Source organism: Microbacterium sp. 22303, from assembly GCF_052045265.1.
In the GTDB taxonomy this organism is placed as follows: Bacteria; Actinomycetota; Actinomycetes; order Actinomycetales; family Microbacteriaceae; genus Microbacterium.
On record NZ_JBQEOQ010000006.1, the window covers coordinates 241,586 to 265,114 of the forward strand.

At 69.9% G+C, this 23,529-nt stretch carries 22 protein-coding genes; 6 read left to right on the forward strand and 16 right to left on the reverse strand.

Going from position 1 to position 23,529, the window contains the following annotated elements; all coding sequences use genetic code 11:
* Window positions 1–150 precede the first annotated feature (150 nt).
* The 3 genes from ACTJI8_RS17100 to mgrA form a co-directional block, all read right to left on the reverse strand.
* Entirely contained in the window at window positions 151–1,164 is a 1,014-nt protein-coding gene (locus tag ACTJI8_RS17100; RefSeq protein WP_440734623.1) for a LacI family DNA-binding transcriptional regulator, read from the reverse strand.
* A gap of 79 nt (window positions 1,165–1,243) precedes the next feature.
* Complete coding sequence (locus ACTJI8_RS17105) at window positions 1,244–2,230, reverse strand: 4-(cytidine 5'-diphospho)-2-C-methyl-D-erythritol kinase (protein ID WP_440734624.1); 987 nt, start codon at window positions 2,228–2,230, stop codon at window positions 1,244–1,246.
* Window positions 2,231–2,234: 4 nt separating this feature from the next.
* Entirely contained in the window at window positions 2,235–3,302 is a 1,068-nt protein-coding gene (gene mgrA, locus ACTJI8_RS17110; RefSeq protein ID WP_440734625.1) for an L-glyceraldehyde 3-phosphate reductase, read from the reverse strand.
* Window positions 3,303–3,526: 224 nt separating this feature from the next.
* Between mgrA and ACTJI8_RS17115 the strand changes: the two genes are divergently transcribed.
* Window positions 3,527–4,210: a hypothetical protein gene (locus ACTJI8_RS17115; protein WP_440734626.1), complete on the forward strand. Its 684-nt coding sequence runs from the start codon at window positions 3,527–3,529 to the stop codon at window positions 4,208–4,210.
* A gap of 133 nt (window positions 4,211–4,343) precedes the next feature.
* Here the strand turns inward: ACTJI8_RS17115 and rsmA are convergent, their stop codons facing one another.
* Window positions 4,344–5,192, reverse strand: a complete 849-nt coding sequence (gene rsmA / locus ACTJI8_RS17120) for a 16S rRNA (adenine(1518)-N(6)/adenine(1519)-N(6))-dimethyltransferase RsmA (protein ID WP_440734627.1) — start codon at window positions 5,190–5,192, stop codon at window positions 4,344–4,346.
* 36 nt (window positions 5,193–5,228) lie between these two features.
* On the opposite strand from rsmA, the gene ACTJI8_RS17125 reads away from it, so the two are divergent.
* Window positions 5,229–6,509, forward strand: a complete 1,281-nt coding sequence (locus ACTJI8_RS17125; RefSeq protein ID WP_440734628.1) for an MFS transporter — start codon at window positions 5,229–5,231, stop codon at window positions 6,507–6,509.
* Here ACTJI8_RS17125 and ACTJI8_RS17130 read toward each other — a convergent pair.
* From ACTJI8_RS17130 to ACTJI8_RS17145, 4 genes are read right to left on the reverse strand one after another with little or no spacing between them, the layout of a single operon-like run.
* Window positions 6,491–7,372, reverse strand: coding sequence for a TatD family hydrolase (locus ACTJI8_RS17130; protein WP_440734629.1), 882 nt, complete (start codon window positions 7,370–7,372; stop codon window positions 6,491–6,493). The two genes, ACTJI8_RS17125 and ACTJI8_RS17130, sit on opposite strands and share 19 nt — an antisense overlap.
* A gap of 26 nt (window positions 7,373–7,398) precedes the next feature.
* Window positions 7,399–7,719, reverse strand: a complete 321-nt coding sequence (locus tag ACTJI8_RS17135; RefSeq protein WP_440734630.1) for a hypothetical protein — start codon at window positions 7,717–7,719, stop codon at window positions 7,399–7,401.
* 54 nt (window positions 7,720–7,773) lie between these two features.
* Complete coding sequence (gene metG, locus ACTJI8_RS17140; RefSeq protein WP_440734631.1) at window positions 7,774–9,351, reverse strand: methionine--tRNA ligase; 1,578 nt, start codon at window positions 9,349–9,351, stop codon at window positions 7,774–7,776.
* A 57-nt stretch (window positions 9,352–9,408) separates the two neighbouring features.
* Complete coding sequence (locus ACTJI8_RS17145) at window positions 9,409–10,041, reverse strand: class I SAM-dependent methyltransferase (RefSeq protein ID WP_440734632.1); 633 nt, start codon at window positions 10,039–10,041, stop codon at window positions 9,409–9,411.
* A gap of 107 nt (window positions 10,042–10,148) precedes the next feature.
* Here ACTJI8_RS17145 and ACTJI8_RS17150 point away from each other — a divergent pair, with 107 nt between their 5' ends.
* Window positions 10,149–10,715, forward strand: coding sequence for an RNA polymerase sigma factor (locus tag ACTJI8_RS17150; protein WP_440734633.1), 567 nt, complete (start codon window positions 10,149–10,151; stop codon window positions 10,713–10,715).
* Entirely contained in the window at window positions 10,681–11,682 is a 1,002-nt protein-coding gene (locus ACTJI8_RS17155; RefSeq protein WP_440734634.1) for a CU044_5270 family protein, read from the forward strand. Before ACTJI8_RS17150 ends, ACTJI8_RS17155 begins: the two co-directional genes overlap by 35 nt.
* Before the next feature lie 389 nt (window positions 11,683–12,071).
* Here ACTJI8_RS17155 and rsmI read toward each other — a convergent pair whose 3' ends face one another.
* Window positions 12,072–12,887, reverse strand: a complete 816-nt coding sequence (gene rsmI / locus ACTJI8_RS17160; protein WP_440734635.1) for a 16S rRNA (cytidine(1402)-2'-O)-methyltransferase — start codon at window positions 12,885–12,887, stop codon at window positions 12,072–12,074.
* 23 nt (window positions 12,888–12,910) lie between these two features.
* Here rsmI and ACTJI8_RS17165 point away from each other — a divergent pair, with 23 nt between their 5' ends.
* Both ACTJI8_RS17165 and corA read left to right on the forward strand, forming a co-directional pair.
* Window positions 12,911–14,482: a dolichyl-phosphate-mannose--protein mannosyltransferase gene (locus tag ACTJI8_RS17165; protein WP_440734636.1), complete on the forward strand. Its 1,572-nt coding sequence runs from the start codon at window positions 12,911–12,913 to the stop codon at window positions 14,480–14,482.
* A gap of 1 nt (window position 14,483) precedes the next feature.
* Window positions 14,484–15,446: a magnesium/cobalt transporter CorA gene (gene corA, locus ACTJI8_RS17170; protein WP_440734637.1), complete on the forward strand. Its 963-nt coding sequence runs from the start codon at window positions 14,484–14,486 to the stop codon at window positions 15,444–15,446.
* A 3-nt stretch (window positions 15,447–15,449) separates the two neighbouring features.
* Here corA and ACTJI8_RS17175 read toward each other — a convergent pair whose 3' ends face one another.
* From ACTJI8_RS17175 to ACTJI8_RS17205, 7 genes are all read right to left on the reverse strand, one after another.
* Window positions 15,450–15,923 (reverse strand): Lrp/AsnC family transcriptional regulator, encoded by a 474-nt coding sequence (locus tag ACTJI8_RS17175; protein ID WP_440734638.1) that lies wholly within the window; start codon window positions 15,921–15,923, stop codon window positions 15,450–15,452.
* Between the two features lie 2 nt (window positions 15,924–15,925).
* The gene (locus ACTJI8_RS17180) at window positions 15,926–17,344 is read right to left on the reverse strand and encodes an amino acid permease (protein ID WP_440734639.1); all 1,419 of its coding nucleotides are present in this window, start codon (window positions 17,342–17,344) and stop codon (window positions 15,926–15,928) included.
* On the reverse strand, window positions 17,341–18,495 hold the full coding sequence (locus tag ACTJI8_RS17185) for a histidinol-phosphate transaminase (RefSeq protein ID WP_440734640.1): 1,155 nt from the start codon (window positions 18,493–18,495) through the stop codon (window positions 17,341–17,343). Before ACTJI8_RS17185 ends, ACTJI8_RS17180 begins: the two co-directional genes overlap by 4 nt.
* A gap of 214 nt (window positions 18,496–18,709) precedes the next feature.
* Complete coding sequence (locus ACTJI8_RS17190) at window positions 18,710–20,479, reverse strand: thioredoxin domain-containing protein (protein WP_440734641.1); 1,770 nt, start codon at window positions 20,477–20,479, stop codon at window positions 18,710–18,712.
* Between the two features lie 36 nt (window positions 20,480–20,515).
* Window positions 20,516–21,199, reverse strand: a complete 684-nt coding sequence (locus tag ACTJI8_RS17195; protein WP_440734642.1) for a type 1 glutamine amidotransferase domain-containing protein — start codon at window positions 21,197–21,199, stop codon at window positions 20,516–20,518.
* A 31-nt stretch (window positions 21,200–21,230) separates the two neighbouring features.
* The gene (locus ACTJI8_RS17200; RefSeq protein WP_440734643.1) at window positions 21,231–22,832 is read right to left on the reverse strand and encodes a succinic semialdehyde dehydrogenase; all 1,602 of its coding nucleotides are present in this window, start codon (window positions 22,830–22,832) and stop codon (window positions 21,231–21,233) included.
* Between the two features lie 87 nt (window positions 22,833–22,919).
* A complete protein-coding gene (locus ACTJI8_RS17205) occupies window positions 22,920–23,519 on the reverse strand; it encodes a TetR/AcrR family transcriptional regulator (protein WP_440734644.1) in 600 nt (199 codons plus the stop codon).
* Between the last annotated feature and the right edge of the window lie 10 nt (window positions 23,520–23,529).

Genomic DNA, 23,529 nt, shown 5'->3' on the forward strand with positions numbered 1-23,529 from the left:
CGGCCACAGTGGGCAGCGTCGTCGTCTCGCTCACGGATCTCCTTCGATACCAGGTCCGGTGATGTTACGGTCAATGTTACCGTTCACATCGGGATACATCGTGCACCGCCCGGGCGGACAGTGTCAAGTCACACCGCCCATTTCGTGTCCCTACCGTGACGCGGCGGATTCGCGTCCGCACAGCACCGGGACGACCGGTCCGAACGTCGGCACCGTCTCCCCGCGCAACTGCGCCAGCAGGATCTGCACCGCACGTCGGCCGAGCTCGGCGAAGTCCTGATGCACCGTGGTCAGCGGCGGCGCGACATGTGCGGCCACCGGAATGTCGTCGAAACCGACGACGCTCACATCGATCGGCACCCGCAGCCCCGCGTCTCGGAAGCCGTGCATGAGCCCGATCGCCATGAGGTCGTTCGCGGCGAACACCGCCGAGAAGTCGCGTCGCCGGGCGAGCTCCTGGCCCGCGAAGTATCCGAAGTCGGCCGTCCAGTCGCCGCGGATGGGCGGGATCGTCGGCAGGTCGGCATCGCGCATCGCGTCGAGGTAGCCGCGCATGCGCGACTCCGCCTCGATCCAGTCCTGGGGCCCCGCCAGATGCAGGATGTCGCTGTGCCCGAGCCGGATCAGGTACTCGGTGATCATCCGGGCTCCGGCGAGCTGATCAGCGGAATGGCTGAAGCCGTCGGAGCCGGACGCCGTCTGCAGGCTGACGAACGGCACCGACACCGCCATCCCCCGCAGCACGTTGAACACGCGCACCTGCGGCGCGAGCACGACGATCCCGTCGACGGACTCCCGCACCAGCTGGCGCACCGCCGCGCCGATGACCTCGGGCGTCGTGTCGGGCAGATTGAGCGTGCTCACCGAATAGCCCTCGGCCCGCGCGGCGTCCTCGATCGCCGCGATGGACGAGGTCGGGCCGAACTCCCCCGTGGTGGCGGACAGGATGCCCAGCATGTTCGACCGGCTCGTGGCGAGCGCTCGCGCCGCCACGTTCGGTCGGTAATCCAGCACGCGGATCGCGTCGAGAACCCGGTCCTTGGTCTCCGGCCGGATGCTGGGGTGGTCGTTCAGCACGCGCGAGACGGTCTGATGCGAGACGCCGGCCAGCCGCGCGACGTCGCGGATGCTGGGCATCCGGGCACGCTCGGAGGAGGTCGACATGCATAGCCTCCTCGATGTGCACGGTCACATGGATGAGTCCATTATGGGGTCGCAGCCCTCGGCGCGCACGCTGCCCGGCTCAGTCGTCAGCGGAGACCACGTGCGCCCCGCGCACCGGCCCGTGCGCGCGCAGGGCCGTGCGCCCCGATCCGCGCAGTCGCTCGGCCGTGGCGTCCGCGCCCTCGGCGGTCTCGCAGAGGAAGGCGATGGTGGGGCCGGAACCCGACACGATCCCTCCGACGACCGGCCCGCCGCCCCCGCCGACCACCTCGTCGATGAGCTCCTCCAGCGACGGCCGCAGCCGGAAGGATCCGGCCTCCAGCTGATTGCGCAGACTCTGCCCGAGCTCGAACGCCTCGCCGGACAGCAGGGACTCGAAGAATGACGGCGGCACCTGCACGGGGTCCAGCCGGCGCCGCTGAGCGTGGCCCTCCGGGTCGCTCTGCAGGTCTTCGGCCGTGACCATGTCGAAGGCGCGGTACACCGCCGGCGTGGACAGCCCCTCGTCGTCGAGGAGCAGCACCCACTCGTACCGGCCCCGCGACAGCGCCGGCGTCAGCACGTCGCCGCGCCCCGAGCCGACGGCGGTGCCGCCCATGAGCGAGAAGGGCACGTCAGCGCCCAGGCGGGCCGCCAGCTCGTGCAGGCGACCGTGGTCGAGCCCCGTGCGCCACAGTTCGTTGCAGGCCACGAGAGCGCCGGCGGCGTCGGCGGACCCTCCTCCCATGCCGCCCGCGACGGGCACGGTCTTGTGCACGTCCAGATGCACACCGCCGTCGTAGCCGGTGGCCGCGGCGAGCACCTTGGCCGCGCGCATGGCGAGGTTGCGGTCGTCGAGCGGGACCGTGGACGGATCCGCGACGCCCGACACGCTGATCGTGAAGTCGTCGGCGTGCGTCGCGATCACATCCTCGTAGAGCGACACCGCCTGGAACACCGTGGAGAGCTCGTGGTAGCCGTCCTCGTCGAGATCTCCGACTCCGAGGAAGAGGTTGACCTTCCCCGGTGCGCGCACGTGCACGCGCTGCAGCGGCTGCTCGTCCGACTGCTCCTCTGCGATGCTCATCGGCTCACAGTTCCGATGAGACCGACCACAGGTTCACGTCGAGGCCCGCGCCGGCGATGCTGTCGATGCGGGCGATCTCCGCCGCGGTCAGCTCGGGCGCGTCCAGGGCGGCGAGGTTCTCGTCGAGCTGCGCCGGACGCGAGGCGCCGATGAGCGCCGAGGCCACGACGCCGTCGCGGAGCACCCACTGCAGCGCGAGCTGGGCGAGGCTCTGCCCGCGTTCTCTCGCGAGGTCGTTCAGGGCGCGCAGGACGGCGAGCCCCTCATCGCTGAGGGGCTTGTCCGGCAGCGAGCCGCGCTTCTGGGCGCGTGCGGCGGTGCCGTCGCCCAGGTACTTGTCGGTGAGCAGCCCCTGTGCGAGCGGCGTGAACGCGATCGCACCCATCCCTTCCTCGCGGAGCGTCTCGGTGAGGCCGTCCTCGATCCAGCGGTTCAGGATGGAGTACGAGGGCTGGTGGATCACGAGCGGCGTGCCGAGCTCCCGGGCGATGTCCATCGCGGCCTCGGTGCGCTCCGCGCTGTACGAGGAGATCCCGACGTAGAGGGCCTTGCCCTGGCGGACCAGGGTGTCCAGCGCGCCGACGGTCTCCTCGACCGGGGTGACCGGATCCACGCGGTGGGAGTAGAAGATGTCGACGTAGTCCAGTCCCATCCGCGTCAACGACTGCTCGGCGCTCGCCAGGATGTACTTGCGACTGCCGAGGTCGCCGTAGGGTCCCGGCCACATGTCCCAGCCGGCCTTCGACGAGATGATCAGTTCGTCGCGATAGGGCCGGAAGTCCTCCGCGAAGATGCGGCCGAAGTTCTTCTCCGCGGATCCGTAGGGCGGACCGTAGTTGTTCGCCAGGTCGAAGTGCGTGATGCCCCGGTCGAAGGCGTGCCGCAACAGGGCGCGCTGGTCGTCCAGCGGGATGTTGTCGCCGAAGTTCCACCACAGCCCGAGCGAGATCGCCGGCAGATAGAGACCCGAGGTTCCGACCTGCCGGAAATGGGCTCCCTCATAGCGGTCCGCCGCGGCCGTGTAAGGGCGGTGGATGTCGAGGACGTCTGGGCGGAAGCGCGGCTCGGTCACCGTCCCAGGTTAGCGTCGCCGGTCCTTCTCGGCGCTGGTCCGACGCGAGGGGGCGCAGGAGACGACGCCTCCCCGCGGCCGCACCGCTCGCCGTGGCATCCCAGGATCGCTATGATGATCCGCCAACCGCGGACCGAGCCCGATCCGCGTCCGATCACGCTCGCCCGAGTGCGGATCCAAACCCGGCCAGTGCATTCGCCCGAGCGTGCGGCGACAGGATCGTCATGCACCGGCACCGGCGTTTACCGCTCGTCCTCATCGCGGCAGGCGTGCTCTGCGCGAGCATCCCCGCGGCCGCGTTGACGACGTCCGACCCGCGCTGGTGGCTGTCCTGCTTCAGCCGACTCGGCGCGATGGACGACGCCTCCAGCCTGCTGTTCAACGGCGGCATGGTGCTGACCGGCATCGTGATCGCGCTCTCCGCGCTGCCCGTGATGCGCGGCCTCCGTGCCGCTTCCGCCGCGGGATTCCGGGCGCACAGTGCTGCTCCCACCCTCGTGCCGCTGCTCATCGCGACCCTCGGTCTCAGCCTCATCCTGATCGGGGTGCTGCCGCTCTCGTTCAACATCTTCGCGCACGAGCGCGCGGCGAACGGAGCACTCGCCTCCTCCGCGGGCCTGCTGCTCCTGCATCGCCGCTACCTGCGGGGTCTGTCGCGGAGTCTGGACCGCATCGCCATCGGAGCGGTCGTCGTGCTGTCCCTCGGCATGGCCGGTCTGGTCGCGGGCCTGCTCACTCTGACGGTGTTCGAAGCGCTCGCCTTCGGCTCGGTCATCACCTGGCTGCATGCCCTCGAGACACGCGCGAAGCGATTCCCGAGCGTGCCCGCCGCGCCATTCACGGCAAATTCTCAGCATTTGTTCTTGTCCCCCATTTGGGGGACAAGGCCATCCGGTGTTACTGTCTAGTCCTCAGCTGAGGATGTCGACCGGGACTGGGGACTCGGCCGACATGAAGGTACCTCCAGTCGAAGTGAATGTGCCCTCTCGGGAACCCGATCCCGGGAGGGCACAACTTTGCCCTGGGGCGACCTCGACAAGGTCAGGCGACCGGCGCCGCCAGCGCGATGCGGTGGTAGTCGTCGACGGTGAGGTCTTCGCCACGCGCGGTCGGTGCGACACCCGCCGCCTCGAGCACGGCCGATGCCTCGGCCGAGCTGCCGAAGATGCCGGACAGCGCCTGACGCAGCATCTTGCGACGCTGGTTGAACGCGGCGTCGACGATCGCGAACGTGCGACGGCGCTCCTCTTCGGATCCGCGCGGTTGCGGATCCCGATGGAACCCGACGAGCAGGCTGTCCACGTTCGGCACCGGCCAGAACACCTGCCGGGAGACCGTGCCGCTGAGCTTCCACGGACCGTACCAGGCGGCCTTGACGCTGGGCGTGCCGTAGATCTTCGAGCCGGGCTTCGCGGCCAGCCGCTCGGCGACCTCGGCCTGCACCATCACGACGCCGCGCTGGAGGTACGGGAATGTCTCGAGGAAGTGCAGCAGTACGGGCACCGACACGTTGTAGGGCAGGTTCGCGACGAGCACCGTCGGCTCCCCCGGCAGTGCCGTCACGCGCATCGCGTCGGCATCGACCACGGTCAGCGCCCCCTCGGGCACGCCACGTTCGAGGGCGGTCTGCGGCAGGCGCGCGGCGAGACGGTGGTCGATCTCGACGGCCGTGACCGCCGCCCCCGTCTCGAGGATCGCAAGGGTGAGGGATCCGAGGCCGGGCCCGATCTCCACCACGCGCTCGGACGGCTGCACATCGGCGGCCTGGACGATCTTGCGCACCGTGTTCGCGTCGACGACGAAGTTCTGGCCGAGCTTCTTGGTGGGCGTCACATCGAGTTCGGCCGCGAGCCGGCGGATGTCGGCGGCGCCGAGCAGGGAGACGGTCATCTGACCATTGTCCCCTACCGTCGGTAGTCTTCTCGGATGCCCTCGATCGGTGAACTCGTCGCGCCTCGGCGCATGGGCAGGGATTTCCGCTGGCTGCTCGCCTCCAGCTGGACCAGCAACGTCGGCGACGGAGTGGCCCTGGCCGCCGCTCCCCTGCTGATCGCGTCGATGACGTCGTCGCCGATCCTCGTCGCGGCGGGTGCGATCCTGCAGTTCCTGCCCTGGCTGGTGTTCGGGTTGCACGCCGGGGCGATCGCCGACCGCTTCGACCGCCGCCGGCTCGTCATGGTCGCGAACGCCGCGCGTGCCGTGGTGCTGCTCGCGCTGTGCGCGTTCCTGATCACCGGCGGCGCGAACATCTGGATCGTGCTGGCCTCTGCATTCCTCTACGGCACCGCCGAGGTGTTCGTCGACACCGCAGGATCCACGCTGCTGCCGATGCTCTTGAAGCCCGCCGATCTCGGACTCGGCAACGCCCGCCTGCAGGCCGGGTATCTCGTCGCGAACCAGTTCGCCGGCCCCCCGCTCGGCGCGTTCCTGTTCGCGGCCGGGCACGCGTGGCCCTTCCTCCTCGAGGCGGTGTGCGTGAGCCTGGCGATCGTGCTGATCTCCCGCATCGCGCGCACGCCGATACCGCCGCGGGACGCGACCGGCACGACCGGATCCTCCGCCGCCGGCACGAAGGTGCACACCGACATCGCGGAGGGCCTGCGCTGGCTGTGGCGCAATCCTCCGGTGCGGATGCTCGTGCTGATCATCCTGCTGTTCAACGTGACCTGGGCAGCGCCGTGGGGAGTGCTGGTGCTGTACGCGACCGAGCACCTGCACATGGGCGCCGTCGGCTACGGCATGCTGACCACGGCCTCCGCGACCGGCGGTCTGCTCGCCACTCTGAGCTTCGGCTGGCTCGAGCGCCACGTGTCCTTCGCCACGATGATGCGGGTCTGCCTGTCGCTCGAGGTGATGATGCACCTCGCGTTCGCACTGACGACGCAGGGCTGGATCGCGCTGCTGATCATGTTCGTGTTCGGGTTCTACGCGTTCGTCTGGGGCACGATCTCGACGACCGTGCGGCAGCGGCTCGTGCCGCACGAACTGCAGGGCCGGGTGTCCTCGGTGAACTCGGTGGGCGTGTTCGGCGGCATGGTGATCGGGCAGGCGCTGGGCGGCGTGATCGCGCAGACCTGGGGCCTCACGGCGCCGTGGTGGTTCGCCTTCGCGGGTGCGGCGCTCACCCTGCTGTTCGTCTGGCGCCCGATCTCGCAGATCGTCTCCGCGCGCCCCGTTCTGGACGAGGTTCAGGCGAACGAGCCGTAGACCTCGACGGTGTTCGCGGCGATCTGCGCGCCGAGTTCGTCGGCGTCCGCACCGAGCTCGGCAGCCATGAAGCGCAGGGTGAGCGGGATCAGGTACGGCGCGTTCGGGCGCCCTCGCAACGGCACCGGCGTCAGGAACGGCGCATCGGTCTCGACCAGGATCCGGTCCCGTGGCGTGACCGCGAGCGCGTCGCGCAGGTTCTGCGCGTTCTTGAACGTCACGTTGCCCGCGAACGACAGGTAGTAACCGGCGTCGGCGCAGATCCGCGCCATCGCCTCGTCGCCCGAGAAGCAGTGGAACACCGTGCGGTCCGGTGCGCCGACGCGGCGCAGCGTCTCCAGAACGTCGTCGTGCGCGTCGCGGTCATGGATCTGCATCGCGATCCCGTGCTTCTTCGCGAGCGCGATGTGCGCTTCGAACGAGGCGTGCTGGGCGGCGCGCCCCGGCTCCTCGGTGCGGAAGTAGTCGAGCCCGGTCTCGCCGATCGCCCGGGTGCGCGGGCGTGCAGCGAGCTCATCGATCACGGCGATCGCCTCGTCGAGGCGTCCGGCCTCGGCATAGGCCGGGGCGTCGTTGGGGTGGATCGCGACGGCGGCGAGCACGCGCGGATCCGACTCCGCGGCCTCCACGGCCCAGCGCGACGACTCGACGTCGCCCGAGGCCTGCACGACGCCGACGACGCCCACGGCCTGTGCCCGGTCCAACTGCTCGACGAGCGTCAGCGAGTACTCCCCATCGGTGATCTCGAGGTGGCAGTGGTTGTCGTAGACGGGCATTGCGAGCGGCTCGGGCGCGGCCGGATAGCGCAGGTCCTTGCGCCCCTCGGTCGCGCGCTCGCGCACGTAGGTGTCCGGTTCGCCCATTGCGGCCTCCGCCCTTCGGCGCCGGGTCAGAGCCCGGCGGTGATCTTGTCGATCAGCTTCTTCGCGCTCTTCGCGTTCTTCACGCCGTCCAGCGCCGCCGCCGGACGGTTGTGATGCGTGTTGAGCACAAGGCTGATGCGGCTGCCCTGCGCGAGCGGGGTGACCGCGATCCGGCCCTCGAGCTCCCACGACAGCAACGTCTTGCGCGTCGTGAAGTCGACGGTCAGCCCGTCCGGCGAGGCCGCGGTGACAGTCGCCTTCTCGGCGCCGAGGACCTCGGCGATCCGCTGGCCGACGACGGGCGCGGCCGAGGCCACCTCAACGCTCTCCTGCGCTTCGAATCCCATCTCATCCCCCTGTCCGACGCACGCCCGAGGCACGCATCCGCTGCGTCCTCCGGATCAGGCCGTGGCCTCGATGCGCGGGAACAGCGGCGCGAGCGTCTGCACGGTGGTGCCCGCCGGCAGCTGGCCCCAGCGTCCCGCCTCGCGCAGCGGCTGCGCCGTGAGCGCGCCGAGGCCGCTCTCGGCCCCGAGAGCGTTCCAGAGCTTCGCGGTCGACTGCGGCATCACCGGCGACAGCAGCACGGCGAGCGCGCGCAGACCCTCCGCGCAGGTGTACAGCACGGTGCCGAGGCGCTCGCGCTGCTCGTCGTCCTTCGCCAGCGCCCAGGGCTCGTTCTCCGTGATGTAGCCGTTGAGTGCGTCGACGATGGTCCACACGTCGGCGATGGCCTCGTCGATGCGGAATCGCTCGACGGCAGCGTCCGCATCGGCGGCGGCCTTCGCGACGAGCTGCTGCACCGCGAGGTCCTGCGCCGTGTACTCCCCTGCCGCGGGCACGACGCCGTCGAAGTAGCGCTCGATCATCGCGATCGTGCGCGAGGCGAGGTTACCGAAGCCGTTCGCCAGCTCCGCCTGGTAGCGCGCCGAGAGGTCCTCCCAGGAGAAGGATCCGTCCTGCCCGAAGGCGATCGCGGAGAGGAAGTAGAACCGGTACGCGTCGGATCCGAACACGTCGGTGATCTCGGTCGGGGCGATACCGGTGAGCTTCGACTTCGACATCTTCTCGCCGCCGACGAGCAGCCAGCCATGCGCGAAGACGCCCTTCGGGACCTCGAGTCCCGCGGCCATCAGCATCGCCGGCCAGATGACGGCGTGGAAGCGCAGGATGTCCTTGCCGACCACGTGGTAGGCGGGCCAGCGGCGGGCGAACAGCTCTTCGTCGGCGCCGTAGCCGACGGCGGTCGCGTAGTTCAGCAGCGCGTCGACCCACACGTAGATGACGTGCGAGGTGTCCCACGGCAGCGGGATGCCCCAGTCGAACGTGGAGCGCGAGATGGAGAGGTCCTTCAGCCCCTGCGAGACGAACGAGACGACCTCGTTGCGCGCCGAGTCGGGGCGCACGAAGTCGGGCTCGGTCTTGTACAGCTCCAGCAGACGGTCCTGGAATTCGCTGAGCTTGAAGAAGTAGTTCTTCTCCTGCAGCAGCTCGAGCGGCTTGGAATGGATCGCGCAGACCTTGAGGCCCTCGAAGGGACCGGTGCCGTCGACGATCTCGGACTCGGGCTTGAACTCCTCACAGCCCACGCAGTACAGCGCCTCGTACTCGCCGGCGTAGATGTAGCCCGCGTCATAGAGCTTCTGGAAGAAGACCTGCACGTTGGTCTCGTGCCGCTCCTGGGTGGTGCGGATGAAGTCGTCGTTCGCGACGTCGAGGGTCGTCAGCAGCGGGAACCAGCTCTCGCTGACGAGCTTGTCCACCCACTCCTGCGGGGTCACGCCGTTCGCCGCTGCCGCGCGCAGCATCTTCTGGCCGTGCTCGTCGGTGCCGGTGAGCATCCAGGTGTCGTCACCCGACTGGCGGTGCCAGCGCGCGAGGGTGTCCACGGCGACGCTGGTGTAGCCGTGCCCGATGTGGGGCACGTCCGACGGGTAGTAGATCGGCGTGGTGATGTAGAAGGACTCGCCTGCGGGCATGCGTTCGATTCTAGGCGGGATGCGAGGGCCGGTTCGGACGATGACGACGGCAGGGCCTCAGCACCGCTCGGCGATGATCGCGCCGTGCGGGCGCACGCTGCCGGCGGTGCCGGGCTCCCGTTCGCGGCGCTCGACGTCGGTCACCGCGAAGCCCGCATCCCGGAGAAGGACGCCCAGGGCTTCCGCGGACCAGTAGTACGCCGGGGCGACCGCGTGTGCGAACCGCTCCCGCGGCTCGCCGTCGAAGTAGCCGATCAGGATCCGGCCGCCGACCGCGAGCACGCGGGCGAGCTCGCCGAGCACCGCTGGCAGCTCGTCCGGCGGCAGATGGATGAGCGAATACCAGGCGAGCACTCCGCCGAAGGATCCGTCCGGGAAAGGCAGGTCACGGAACGACGCCGACTCGAATCGCACCCCGGGATGCCGCTCGCGGGCGGCGGTGAGGAGCTCCGCTGACAGGTCGACGCCGACGACATCGCGGCCGGATCCCGGTCGCGACCCCGGCTCGGCCAGGAACGCCGTCCACAGCCCCGGTCCGCATCCGGCGTCGAGCAACCCGCCCGCGGTCTCATCCCGCCACCGGCCGATCATCGCGACGTCGGCGCGTTCCATCTGGTCGATGCTCCCGATCAGCGCGATGTACTCCGCCGCGCGTGCGTCGTAGGCGGCGGCCACCGTCTCGTCATCCACGACGAGCATCCTGCCTCTCACTTGCCGTCTCACGGTGTTCGCCACCCGGTCGAGCGCGAAACCGGAAGAATCGTGAACACGATCGACCCCTCCGAGGAATACAGGATGTGAACAACGACAACACGGTGATCGCGAGATCGGTGACGGATCCGTCGGCTTTCGGCGAGATCTTCCACCGCTACGCAGGATCGGTGCACCGCTACGCGGCCCGACGGGCCGGTGACGTCGTCGCCGACGACGTCACGAGCGAGACCTTCCTGATCGCGTTCCAGCGCCGCGCCCGGTTCGACCCCGCACGGGAGGATGCCCGACCCTGGCTGTTCGGCATCGCGACGAACCTCATCCACCGCCACCGCATCGCCACCGCGCGCGTGCTGAAGGCGATGGAGCGCAGCGCGCCTGAGCCGGCGACGACGCACCATCCCGACGAGGCGCTGGACGCGCAGCTCGCGGTCGGACGTCTCGCCGGGCGGATCCGCCGGCTCTCCGCCGGGGACCGCGACTGCCTGCTGCTGTTCGCCTGGGCCGAGCTCTCGTACGACGAGATCGCCGAAGCCCTGCACATCCCTGTCGGCACGGTGAAGTCGAGACTGAACCGCGCCCGGCGCCTACTCCGCTCCACACCTGAGGAGGGTGAAAATGGACGACCTGACCTTGCTCCGCAGTCTGCGTGACGACGTCGCCGAGCCCGACGCGGTTCGACTCGCTCCCGCGTACCTGAAGCTCGAGACCGCGATCCACGCCGCCGAGAAGACGCCGGCGTCCCGCGCGCCGCGTCGTCGGCACCCGATCCGCTGGGCTGCCGTCGGCCTCACCGCCGCAGCCGCCGTCGCCGCGGCGGTCGTGGTGGGCGGCGTGCTCGCCCCGCCGCATCCGGAATCGGCGAGTGCGGCGACCGTGCTGCGTAAGGCCGCCGCCGAGGCGATCACCTATAGTGACCCGGAAGCCGGGCCGGGACAGTACTTGAAGTTCCATATCCGCGCGGACTGGGTCGGTCACCAGGGCAGGGCCGATGGGACGATCTCCCGGATGCCGTCGAACATCCAGAACGTCGACGTCTACATCCCGTCCGACACGAACGCCGACTGGGCGCTGTACCGGGACTGGGAGCACGGGGAGACCGGCGACGGCGACTTCGAGACCGAGACCATCCACGCTCCTCGGGGTGAGTTCTACGGCGGCCCCTGGGCACGCCAGGATCTCAGCGCCATCCCGACCGGATCCGGTGCTGAGACGCTCGCGTACTTCGACGCGCAGTACCAGGGCGGATCGGCGAGTCGCGACGAGGACAACTTCGTCCGTATCACCGACATCCTGCGCTACTACCCGGTGCCGGCCGCGCTCCGGGCCCGCATGTTCGAGGCGCTCGCGCTGATCCCCGGCACGACGTCGACCGACGGCATCGCGAATCTCGACGGTCGGGTCGGCGTCGCGATCGGCCGCAACGAACCGCAGCGGTCGGGCGAGCGCCAGGAGATCATCATCGACCCGGACACGGGCCAGGTCATCGGCGAGCGCCGGTTCTACCCCGCGGGCACCGTGTCGGCCGGTGAGGAGCAGACCACCCTGACGGCGATGTCCACGACGGTGGTCGACACCGTGCCGCCGGCGACCACGCCGGCACGCGACGAGAACGGCTGACCGGCGATGCGCCCGACGCTCACCCCCGCCGCGCTCACGCTGCCGCCGACGGTCAGCGTGCCCGTGCCAGTGATCTTCCGGCCTCCAGCAGACCCGGCTGCACCGGATCCCCGGCGAGGGATCCGGCCGGGCGCACGCTGAGCCGATCGCACGGTCGAGATCTGAGGGCGCTGTGGCGAACCACACAGCACTCTCAGATCCTCGCCGCGCGAAGCGTGGCAGGTCCCAGGGCGTGGCGGGCCGTAGCGCCTGGCGCGGAGATGTAGGCGATCGTCGGACTGGATCCGCGGATCCGTCCGAAGATGTCGCACCTCTCCGCGCGAAGCGTTCAGGCCTGCCGGGGCATCGCGAGCACCGGGCGCCTCGGAAACCGCCCTCAGAGGCCGCCGTCAGCGCGCAGCGAGCGCCGCCTGGTACAGATCCCGCGAGCCGAGGCCCGTGGCGGCGGCGACCTCGGCGCAGGCGTCCTTGAGGCGCACACCCGAGGCGACCAGCGCCTGCACCTGGGCCAGCGCATCCTCCGGCGAGACCGCCCGTGGCGCGGCTCCCTCCACGACCACCACGATCTCGCCCTTCACGCCCTCCGCCGCCCATGCGGCGAGCTCGGCGGCGCCGCCGCGGCGGACCTCCTCGTAGAGCTTGGTCAGCTCGCGGCACACCGCCACCCGGCGGGAAGCGCCGAACGCGGTCGCCATGTCGTCCAGCGTCGCGGCCAGCCGCGACGGCGACTCGAAGAACACCATCGTGCGGGGTTCAGCGGCGAGCGCTTTCAACGCCGAGCGGCGCTCCCCCGGCTTGCGCGGCAGGAAACCCTCGAACGTGAACCGGTCGGTGGGAAGGCCCGACACGGCGAGGGCCGTGACCACCGCGCTCGGGCCGGGGATCACCGTCACCGTCACGCCGCGCTCGGCGGCTGCGGCGACCAGCCCGTAGCCGGGATCGCTCACCGTCGGCATGCCGGCATCGCTGAGCACCACGAGATCCTCGGTCTCGGCCGCCTCGGCGAGCTCGGCGGCCTTGGCCTTCTCGTTGTGATCGTGCAGCGCGATGAGCCTCGGCCGGTTCGCGATGCCGAGCCCCTGCAGCAGCCGCTGGGTGGTGCGGGTGTCCTCGGCGGCGATGATCGTCGCATTCTCCAGCACCTCGATGAGCCGGCGGGACGCGTCGCCCAGGTTTCCGATCGGAGTGGCCGCGAGGATGATCACCCGCCCCAGCATAGGCTGAGCGGGTGACCGCGCCTCTGCTGCCCGGCGTCGACGCCCGGCACGACGACCGTCCCACTGCCTGGGAGCGGTTGCGCGATGCCTGGCTCGGCGATCCCGTCCGGCTCCGACTCGTGTCCTGGCTTGCGCCGCTGCTCATCACGCTCCTGGCGGCGGTGCTGCGCATCGCAGGGCTCGGGCATCCGCACACGATCGTGTTCGACGAGACCTACTACGTCAAGGACGCCTGGTCGCTGTGGGTGCAGGGCTACGAGGGAACCTGGCGCACCGGGGCGAACGACCTGTTCGTGAAGGGCGATACGAGCGCGCTCGAGGAATCCGCCTCCTTCGTCGTGCACCCGCCCCTCGGCAAGTGGCTGATCGCGCTCGGCATCGCGGCCTTCGGCCCCGGATCCAGCTTCGGCTGGCGCATCTCGACGGCCGTCATCGGCACGCTCACCGTGCTCGTCGTCTACCTGCTCGCCAAGGCCGTCACCCGCTCGGTCACGGTCGCGAGCCTGGCGGGCCTGCTCATGGCCGTCGACGGGCTCGGCATCGTGCTCAGCCGGATCGGGCTGCTGGACGGGATCCTCACCTTCTTCCTCGTGCTCGGGATCCTGTTCCTCGTGTACGACCGGCGCCAGACGATGCCACGGCTCGAGGATCGCGCCTCCCACGAGCGCGGCGATGACCCGACGCTCTGGGGCCGCGTGTTCTGGCGCCGCCCGTGGGTGATCGCCGCGGGGTTGGCCCTGGGGGCCGCGACCTCGGTGAAGTGGTCCGGCGCGTACGTGCTCGCCGCGGCCGGGATCTACCTCGTCGTCACCGATGCACTCGCCCGCCGCCGCGCGGGTGTCGCACTCTGGCCCACGGATGCCGTCCTCCGGCAGGGCCTCGCGAGCTTCGTGCTGCTCGTGCCGGTGGCGGCGGCCGTGTACCTGGCCTCCTGGAGCGGCTGGTTCCTCACCAAGGGCGGTTACGACCGGAACATCACGGACAACGCGCTCACGTCGTGGTTCAAGTACCACTCCGACATCCTGGCGTTCCACGTCGGGCTGACCTCCTCGCACCCCTATGCGAGCCCGGCATGGCAATGGCCCCTGCTGATCCGCCCCACCGCGTTCTGGGTGGGCGGGCAGAACGCGCCGTGCTTCGGCACGGATCACTGCATCGGCACGATCACCTCGATCCCGAACCCGCTCATCTGGTACCTCGGCGTCGCAGCATCCGTCTACCTGCTGGTGCGATTCGTGCGCGGACTGGTGCTGCGCTCCCCCATGCCGTGGAGCTACTCGATCCCGCTGGTGGGGCTCGCGGCGACCTACCTGCCGTGGCTGGCATTCCCCGAGCGCACGATCTTCCAGTTCTACACGGTCGTGATGACGCCCTTCCTGATCCTCGCGCTCGTGCTCGCGCTGAGGGACATCGCCGGGCACCGGAGCGCTTCGCGGCACCGCCGGCAGTCCGGCCAGCGCACCGTCGCGATCGTCGTGGTGATGATCGTGCTGCTGAGCGCGTTCTTCTACCCGCTGTGGATCGGTCTGCCCGTGCCGTGGTGGTTCTGGCAGGCCCATAACTGGATGATCACCTGGATCTGACATGCGCATCCTCGACACCATCGACGAATCACTGATCGCGCAGCTGCGCGCGCAGGAGGAGTTCTTCTGGCTCGACCTGGTCTCCCCCTCCGCGGACGAGATCCAGCGGCTCGGCACCCTGCTCGGCTGGCATCCGCTCTCGATCGAGGACACCCAGCGGATGGGCCAGCGCCCCAAGCTCGACGTCTACGGCGACGGAGCGCTCCTCGTGCTGCAGGGCGCCGTCGAGCGGCACCCCGAGGATGAGAACGACCGCCCGCTGGAGGAGGTGCACTGCCACCTCAGCGGCGAGTTCATCGTCACGGTGCACTCCGAGCGCTTCCAGGATCTCCGCCAGGTGCGCACGCTGCTGCAGAACTCCACGGCGCCGAAGACCGAGCGCTACTACGTCTACAAGATCATCGACGTGATCGTGGACAGCTACTTCCCGATCCTCAGCGACCTGGACGAGGAGATCAACGCCCTCGAGGACGCGATCGTCGCGGGAGGCGGGCGCAAGGAGCTGCAACAGACCTTCGGTCTCAAACGACTGCTGCTGAAGCTGCGCCGGGTCGTCGTCCCGATGCGCGACCTGTTCGCCCGGCAGGCCGAGGTGATCACGGATCTGGCCGGGTTGGAGGCGGACAGCCACGACTACTTCCGCGACATCTACGACCACCTCATCCGGATCACGGACGAGATCGACGGCTACCACGAGATGGTGTCGGGCTGCACCGACCTGTATCTCTCGACGGTCGCGAACCGCCAGGGCGAGACGTCGAAGCAGCTCGCGATCATCGCGTCGATCTTCCTGCCGCTGAGCTTCCTCACGGGCTTCTTCGGCATGAACTTCGACTGGTCGATCGCGCACGTGCTGTCCGGCCCGTGGTCGTTCTTCCTGCTCGGCATCGGATCCATGGTCGTCTCGGGCGCGATCATGTGGTGGTGGTTCCGCCGCAAGGGCTGGACCGGGAACGACGAGTAGGGCTCAGCCTCGGGCGGCGTGCTCCACGAGCGGCAGCACCCGGCCGCTGAAGTGCGTGCGCATCGCGATCGAGCTCGCGGTGCGGGCGACGCCGGGCACCAGGGCGATCCGGTCCAGCACCCCCTGCAGCTGCTCTGCGCTGTGCGCGACGAGGCGCAGCTGCATGTCGCTCGCGCCGGTGACCGTGTACATGTCGACGACCTCCGGGATCGCCGACGCCAGTGCCTCCGCGACCTCGTCATGGCCGACCTTCTGATCGATCTCCACCTGGCAGAACGCGGTCAGCGCATATCCGAAGCCGCGCGGATCGACGCGCGGCACGATGCCCTCGATGACGCCGTTCTCATGCAGCCGCGCGAGACGGCTGGTGACGGTGCCACGGGCCACGCCGAGCCGCCGTGCACATTCCAGCACGGGCAGCTGCGGCGCGTCCGTGAGCAGCCGGATCAGGGCCGCGTCGAGGGCATCGATGCGCATCGTCAGCCCCGGAACACGTCGTCCGCGCCGTCCTTGAGGACGCCGGGGCGAGACAGGCCCCGGGTGGCCCGGGCGAGCACCACGAGCACCACGGTGAGGCCGATGGTCAGCAGCAGCTGGGTGCGCGCACCCTCGTTGAGCATCGTGAGCAGGATGATCGCGCCCAGCAGCACGAGAGTCAGAACCGACAGCCACGGGAAGCCCCACATCCGCATCGGCAGCGGCGTGCCCTCGGCGTCGGCCCGGCGGCGCAGGATCAGCTGCGTGATCGCCGTCGCCGTCCACATCACCAGCAGGGTGGATCCCACCACGTTCAGCAGCGTGGGCAGCACCTGTTCGGGCCAGATCCAGTTCAGGATCACCGTGACGAAGCTGAACGCCACCGAGGCCAGCACCGCCACGCGGGGCACGCCTGCCGTGCTCGTGCGGGTGAGCGCCAGCGGTGCGAGCCCGCGCTCGCCGAGCGAGAACGCCATGCGCGAGGCACCGTAGATGTTCGCGTTCATGGCCGACAGCAGCGCCACGATGACGATGAGGTCCATCACGAGTCCCACCCCGGGGATCTTGAGCGTGTCCAGCACGGCGGAGAACGGACCGGCGAGCACCTCCTTGGAGTTCCACGGGAGCACGGTGACGATCACGAAGATGGATCCGACGTAGAACACCAGGATCCGCACCATCACCTGGCGCACGATCCGGCTGATGTTGCGCGAGGGGTCGTCCGACTCCGCGGCCGCGATCGCGACGACCTCGGTGCCCCCGAACGCGAACACGACGATCAACAGGGCGCCCGCGATGCCGGCGATGCCCGTGGGGGCGAAGCCGCCCTGATCGACGAGATTGCCGACGCCGGTCGCCGGCACGTCGGGGATCAGGCCGACGATCGCGAGCACGCCGACGACGAGGAAGGCGATGATGGCGGCGACCTTGATCGCGGCGAACCAGAACTCGAACCGGCCGTAGTTGCGCACCCCGAGCAGGTTCACGATCGTGAGCGCGAGCACGAACAACAGCACCCACGCCCACTCCGGAAGGCCCGGGAAGCGATGCGCGACGATGCCCGCGGCGCCCGCGGCCTCGGCGGCGATGACGACGACGAGCTGGATCCAGTACAGCCAGCCCACGGCGCTGCCGACGCTGCGGCCCATGGCCTTCTGCGCGTACGAGCTGAATGCGCCCGAGGACGGGTTGGCGGCGACCATCTCGGCGAGCATCGCCATGACGAGCACCACGATCGTGCCGGCCACGAGATAGGACACGATCACCGCGGGCCCCGCGATGCCGATCGCCTGGCCGGAGCCGACGAACAGTCCCGCGCCGATCGCGCCGCCGAGCCCCATCATGGAGATCTGCCGACGGGTGAGCCCGGGGTGCAGGCCCTTCGTGGTGGTCGTCGTCAGGGGAACTTCTTCGATGGTCATGCGGTCGCCTCCTCGCGAACGGCAGCGGTGGGGTGAGCGGGGTTCGCGGTGGCGAGGGCCGCCGCGACGCGGTCGATGTCCAGGGCGGATCCGGCCGAGATGCGCACGCCCTCGCCGGGGAACGTGCGGGCGACGACGCCGCCCGCGTGCAGCAGCTCGTCGAGCTCGACGGCGCGCTCCCCCGCCGGCACCCAGACGAAGTTGGCCTGGGAAGGCACGGCGGGCCATCCCGCGTCGACGAGCACCCCGAGCAGGCGGTCGCGCTGCTCGGCGACCTCGGCGATGCGCACGGCGAGCTCCTCCTGCGCGTCGAGCGAGGCGACGGCCGCGGCCTGAGCCAAGTCGGTCACGCCGAACGGCACAGCGACCTTGCGCTGGGCGGCCGCGATCCCGGCGGGCGCGATGGCGTAGCCGATCCGCAGGCCGGCGAGCCCGTAGGCCTTGGAGAACGTGTGCAGCACTGCGACATGCGGGTAGCGGCGGAACAGCTCGAGGCCGGCGCCGCGCTCCGGATCGGTCGCGGTCGGGTGCTCGGCGAAGTACGGCGACCCGTCGAAGTGCACATAGGCCTCATCGATCACCACGAGCACGTCGCGGGGTACTGCGGCCACGAAGCGCTCGAGCTCCTCGGGCCCGACGACCGTGCCAGTCGGGTTGTTCGGGTTGCACACGAAGATCAGGCGCGTGCGGTCGGTGATCGCGGCGAGCATCGCGTCGAGGTCGTGCCGGTGCTCCGCGTCGAGCGGGACCATCACCGGGGTCGCCCCTGCGATCCGCACCAACGACGGGTAGGCCTCGAACGACCGCCAGGCGAACATGACCTCGTCGCCCTCGCCGGCCGTGGCGTGGATGAGCTGCGACGCGAGCTCGACGGAACCTGCGCCGACCGTCACCAGTTCCGGCTCGACGCCGTAGCGCTCGGCGAGGCGGCCGATGATCTCAGGCGCCGCCATCTGCGGATAGCGATGGATGGATCCGAGCCGTTCGGCGATCGCGGAGACCACGGACGGCAGAGGCGGGTGCGGGGACTCGTTCGAGGACAGCTTCGAGGCGCCGTCCGGGGCGGATCGTCCCTGCTTGTAGGCCGGCACGGCGTCCAAGCGGGCGTTGGTCGGCGGAGTGGCCGGGGGCGTGGTGACAGGGAGGGGCATCGTCGAGGGCGTCCTTGCTGCGGTTCGTTCGGGCCGGTGGGAGGCGCGTCGGCGGCGGGGCCGCAGCGGCGACGTCGCCGGGGATCCGGGCCACTGTATCCGTGGCCACGATCGCTGGACAAACGGATCAGCAAGACCTGCGCACGTCGCACAGTCTGCCGAGCCCCGGTGCCGTACGCCTGGTCAGAATGTACAGCAGTCGCGGATCCGACGCTCAGCGCGCGACAGCGACGAGTGCGGGATCCGACACCGGCAGCCGGCAGACGAAGCCGCGGCAGTCGTGCACGACGCCGTCGACGCCGTCGCGCTCGTCGAAGAGGGCGAAGCCGGCCGCGGCGAAAGCCCGCACCTGCTGCGGAGTCAGCACCGCGGTGAGATCGGCCTCGGCGGAGCGCGCGGCGATCGCGAGCGCCCCGCGCGGCTCCGAGGTCACCGCGACGATCTGCCGTGGCGGCCGGGCGAGCCCCGCCGCCACACGCAGGAGCGAGCCGGATCCGAACGGCTGCCGCATCGCCTGCGCTGCCCGCGCCGAGACCAGGGCTGCGGCCCGCTCGCGGTGCTGCTCCCCCGCCCCGAGCCGCCAGGCGGTCAACTCGGCCGCCGCCCGCGCAGACGTGCCGGACGGCAGGTCGCCGTCGCCGCCGTCCGCGGCAGCGGGGATCGCATGCGCCGCGAGCACCGGATCGGCCGCCGCGTCGGCGTCGAGCACCTCCAGTCCGCGCGTCGCCCAGCGCACATCGCCCGTCGCGAGAGCGAGGGCGAACAGCCCGTCCGCAAGCAGCCCGAGGTCGGCGTCCGTGGCGACAGCCGCCGCGGGCACCCCGTCCAAGGACGTGCGCACGAGGCGCCCGGCCGCGTCGCGGTTCACGGCCAGCACGGTCTCCGCGGCGTGGACGCCCGCGTCGATCCAGGACTGCTCGCCGAGCGCGGCGCCGGCGCGGGCCAGCGCGGCGATCGCGAGCCCGTTCCAGCCCGTGATGACCTTGCCGTCGACCGCCGGCGGCTGCAGCCTCTCCCGCTCGGCCACCGGGCGGCGGTAGTAGCCGCCCTCGCTGCGCTGCCCGTCGATCACGGACTCGGAGTCCTGCGCGGCACCGAACCCGCCCTCGGCGCGCTGCAGCACAGTGAGCAGGAAATGCGCGATGCCGCGCGCCACGTCCGCGCGCCCGGCGTCGATGGCCACATCCAGCAGCTGGGCGTTGTCTGTGAGCATCCGCTCGTAGTGCGGCACCGCCCAGTCCTGCTGCGTGGCGTAGCGGAAGAAGCCGCCGTCCTCGTCGCACAGCTCCGAGGTGGCCATCGCGTCGAGCGCACGCGCGACGACATCGGTGCGTCCCTGCGCCTGCAGGAAGCGCAGCGTCGTGGCGACCGGGAACTTCGGCGCCGTGCCGAACCCGCCGTGCCGGCGGTCCTCTCGCGCCACGATCTCGTTCGCGGCCGCCGTCAGCGCGGCCTCATCGGGCACCGGCGAGGGATCCGCCGACTCCGACGACTCCAGCGCTTCGGCGACCGCGCCGGCCAGCCCCTCCACCTCGGCACGGCGCTCGGTCCAGGCCTCGCGCACGGCGGCGAGCACGGTGCCGAACGCGGGGAGCTGGCCTCGAGCCACGGGCGGGAAGTACGTGCCGGCGTGGAAGACCCGCCCAGAGGGCGTGGCGAAGACGGTGAGCGGCCAGCCCAGATCCTGGGTGAACGCGGAGGCCGCCGCCATGTACGCGGTGTCGACCTGGGGGTGCTCCTCACGGTCCACCTTGATCGACACGAAGCCGCGGTTGAGCTGTTCCGCCGTAGCCGGATCCTGGAACGACTCCCGCGCCATGACATGGCACCAATGGCACGTGGAGTATCCGATCGAGATCAGCACCGGGACGTCGCGGCGCGCGGCCTCGGCGAACGCCTCCTCCCCCCACGGGTACCAGTCGACGGGGTTGTCGGCATGCGCGCGCAGATAGGGGCTGCCGGTGCCGGCGAGGCGATTGCTCATGGCCTCACGCTACGCCGCACCGGAGCGGGCCGGCGATCAGAGAAGCGCGGCGACTTTCTGCGCAGTCTCTTTGGCGGATCCGGGGTTCTGTCCGGTGACGAGGCGTCCGTCCGTGACCGCATAGGAGACGAAGGGGATCTTGGCCTTCTCGTAGAGGGCTCCGCGTTTCTTCATCTCGTCCTCGGCGTTGTACGGAACGAGTTTGTCCACGCGGGCGAGTACTTCCTCCTGCCATGCGAATCCGGTGACGTGCTTCCCGTCGACGAGGAGCGAGCCGTCGGAGAGGCGGACGTTGAGCAGGCCGCAATAGCCGTGACAGACGGAGGAGACGATCTTGCCCTGTTCCCACATGTCGCGGCTGATTCGCTGGAGTCCCTCACTATCGGGGAAGTCGTACATCACGGCGTGGCCGCCGGTGTAGTAGATCGCGTCGTAGTCGGCGGCGTCGACCTGATCCGGGCTGAGCGTGTTCTCGAGCAGGGCCATCCGCGCGGGGTCGTTGTGCCACGCTTTGGCAGCCTTGTCGTAGTTGGGGAACTTCAGCGATCGCGGCTCGAGCGGGGATGCCCCGCCGTGGGGGCTGACGATCGTCTGCTCGAATCCTCGCTCCTCGAACACCTCCCAGGCGTGGGCGAGTTCGGAGAGCCACAGTCCGGTGGGATGCTCAGGATCGTCGTAGTGTCCGACGTTGGTGACGACGTGGAGGATGCGCTTGGTCATGGTCTCTTCTTTCGTTGCCGGCGAGCGGCGGTTACTTGGCACCGAGGCGCTGGAGGACGCGGAGCCCACGGGTCAGCGTGCGGGCCCACGCGTCGGGCGCGACCCCGTCGGGAGCAGTGAATCCCTGGATGCGCTGGTGCGCGACAGTCTGCGACTCGGTGTATTTCAGGAGTCCGTCGGCGCCGTGCCGACGCCCGAGGCCCGAGTCGCCCATTCCTCCCATGGGGGCGTCGATACTGCCCCAGGCGGCTGCGAACGCCTCGTTGACGTTGACGGTCCCGGCGTGGATGCGCGAGGCGACGGCACGCGCACGAGCGCCGTTGCGTCCCCACACGCTGGCGTTCAGGCCGTATGAGGAGTCGTTCGCCATGCGGACGGCGTCATCGACGGTGGTGTACCGATACACGGACACGACCGGACCGAAGGTCTCGCCCGCGTGCAGCGTCATGGCGTCGGTCACGTCAGTGAGGATGGTGGGTTCGTAGAAGTACGGCCCGAGGTCGGGACGCGCACGACCACCGGCGAGCACGCCGGCGCCCTTCGCCACGGCGTCGTCGACGTGCCGGGTGACCGTGGCCAGCTGGGAAGGCGTGGTCAGGCTGCCCACGTCCATGCTCCAGTCATATGCCCCGCCCATGCGCAGCCGCTTCGTGTCTGCGGCGAATCGGCGGGTGAACTCGTCGTACAGGCTGTCGGGCACGTACATTCGCTCGATCGAGACGCACAGCTGCCCGGCGGAGGGGAACGCGGCGGCGATCGCCCCGCGCACCGTCTTGTCGAGGTCGGCGTCGGGCAGGACGATCATCGCGTTCTTGCCGCCGAGCTCCAGCGACGCGCCGATCAGCCTTTTCCCGGCATCGGCGGCGATCCGGCGCCCCGATGCGGTCGAGCCGGTGAACATCACGTAGTCCGCGCCCTGGATGAGCGCGTCCCCGATGGAGCTGCCGGGTCCGACCACCATCTGCCATACGTCCGCGGGCAGTCCGGCCTCGCGCATAAGTTTCAGGGCCCAGAGGGCGGTGAGCGCGGTCTGCGTGTCCGGCTTCTGCACCACCGCATTGCCTGCCATCAACGCAGGGATCGCGTCGCCGGCGGCCATGCTCAGCGGATAGTTCCACGGCGAGATGACCGTGACCACGCCTTTGGGGTGCCGCAACTCGGTCGTGTGCGTGAGCACCGGGAACGCGCCGCGGCGACGCTGAGGCTTCAGCAGCCCTTCGGCGCTTCGTGCGTAGTAGCGGGCCGTGATCGCGATGTCCATCACCTCGAGGAATGCGTCTCGGCGAGTCTTGCCGTTCTCGGCCTGCATCAGATCGAGTGCCTCCTCCTGCCGCTCCAGGACCAGGTCATGGAAGCGCCGCAGAACGCTCGCCCGCTCATGGACCGGCGTCGCCGCCCACATGCCCTGGGCACGGCGGGCGCGAGCGAACGCCGCAGTCACGACGTCCGGCGTCGCGACCGGGAGCTCGGCGAGTGCCTCGCCGTTGTACACCGCCTTCGTGCCGGTGGTCGTCGCGTCGGCGCCGGCCGCGGTGAGACCGGCCAATGACGACAGGAATGGCGAGGACAGCCGGCTCGGGAGCGCGGTCGACGTCATCTCGTCGGTCATGGGAGCGGATTCGACGATGGTCATGGCTGCCTCCTACACAATGTGTTCAGTGCTGACATTGAGAGTATGACTCAATGTGTTCACTGTCAACCTGGCTGGTTCACCCAGTCATCACGGTGCGACCTCGCCGGCGTTCATCGCAAGGACGGCGGCGACGGCTGCTCGCACGCGCGCCTCGACCTCGTCGAGGTTCTCGGGACGCATCTTGCCGTCCAGGTGCAGGAAGGCGAGCCCGTGCGCCATGCCCCACAGCGCCGTCGACAGGTGGGGGACATCCGCGCCGGGGAACAGGTCGGCGAGAGCGTCGTCAAGCACGGCGTTCAGCCGCTGCGCCGCGAGGACGCGCTCGGCATCCGCATCATCGCATTCGTTCCCGAACATGATCCGGAACTCCGTCGGGCGTCGCAACGCGAAGAAGACATAGGCGACACCGAGCCCTCCGAGGATGTCCGCGGGGGTCGCACCCGGAGGTGCGGCGTCGAGGGCGTCGGTGAGGTCTGACGCGAGGTCCCGGAATCCGGCGACGGCGACCGCGCCATCGAGGGCGTTCCGATCGGCGAAATGCCGGTAGGGCGCGGTCTGCGATACGCCGGCCCGGCGGGCGACGGCGCGCATCGAGAACGGCTCGCCCGATTCCAGCAGCTCGATCGCGGCCGCCAGGAGGGCGGCGCGCAGATCGCCGTGGTGGTAACTCTTCTCGAAAGTTGACACTGAACACTTC

Excerpts from the sequence above, each read along its gene's own strand:
- ACTJI8_RS17135 (WP_440734630.1), bottom strand. The coding sequence starts at position 7,719 with ATGGGATTCGAAGCGCAGGAGAGCGTTGAGGTGGCCTCGGCCGCGCCC.
- ACTJI8_RS17115 (WP_440734626.1), top strand. The coding sequence starts at position 3,527 with ATGCACCGGCACCGGCGTTTACCGCTCGTCCTCATCGCGGCAGGCGTG.
- corA (WP_440734637.1), top strand. The coding sequence starts at position 14,484 with ATGCGCATCCTCGACACCATCGACGAATCACTGATCGCGCAGCTGCGC.
- ACTJI8_RS17195 (WP_440734642.1), bottom strand. The coding sequence starts at position 21,199 with ATGACCAAGCGCATCCTCCACGTCGTCACCAACGTCGGACACTACGAC.
- ACTJI8_RS17155 (WP_440734634.1), top strand. The coding sequence starts at position 10,681 with ATGGACGACCTGACCTTGCTCCGCAGTCTGCGTGACGACGTCGCCGAG.
- ACTJI8_RS17130 (WP_440734629.1), bottom strand. The coding sequence starts at position 7,372 with ATGGGCGAACCGGACACCTACGTGCGCGAGCGCGCGACCGAGGGGCGC.
- ACTJI8_RS17175 (WP_440734638.1), bottom strand. The coding sequence starts at position 15,923 with ATGCGCATCGATGCCCTCGACGCGGCCCTGATCCGGCTGCTCACGGAC.
- ACTJI8_RS17185 (WP_440734640.1), bottom strand. The coding sequence starts at position 18,495 with ATGCCCCTCCCTGTCACCACGCCCCCGGCCACTCCGCCGACCAACGCC.
- rsmA (WP_440734627.1), bottom strand. The coding sequence starts at position 5,192 with ATGACCGTCTCCCTGCTCGGCGCCGCCGACATCCGCCGGCTCGCGGCC.
- ACTJI8_RS17180 (WP_440734639.1), bottom strand. The coding sequence starts at position 17,344 with ATGACCATCGAAGAAGTTCCCCTGACGACGACCACCACGAAGGGCCTG.
- metG (WP_440734631.1), bottom strand. The coding sequence starts at position 9,351 with ATGCCCGCAGGCGAGTCCTTCTACATCACCACGCCGATCTACTACCCG.
- ACTJI8_RS17100 (WP_440734623.1), bottom strand. The coding sequence starts at position 1,164 with ATGTCGACCTCCTCCGAGCGTGCCCGGATGCCCAGCATCCGCGACGTC.
- ACTJI8_RS17125 (WP_440734628.1), top strand. The coding sequence starts at position 5,229 with ATGCCCTCGATCGGTGAACTCGTCGCGCCTCGGCGCATGGGCAGGGAT.
- ACTJI8_RS17190 (WP_440734641.1), bottom strand. The coding sequence starts at position 20,479 with ATGAGCAATCGCCTCGCCGGCACCGGCAGCCCCTATCTGCGCGCGCAT.
- ACTJI8_RS17105 (WP_440734624.1), bottom strand. The coding sequence starts at position 2,230 with ATGAGCATCGCAGAGGAGCAGTCGGACGAGCAGCCGCTGCAGCGCGTG.
- ACTJI8_RS17200 (WP_440734643.1), bottom strand. The coding sequence starts at position 22,832 with ATGACCATCGTCGAATCCGCTCCCATGACCGACGAGATGACGTCGACC.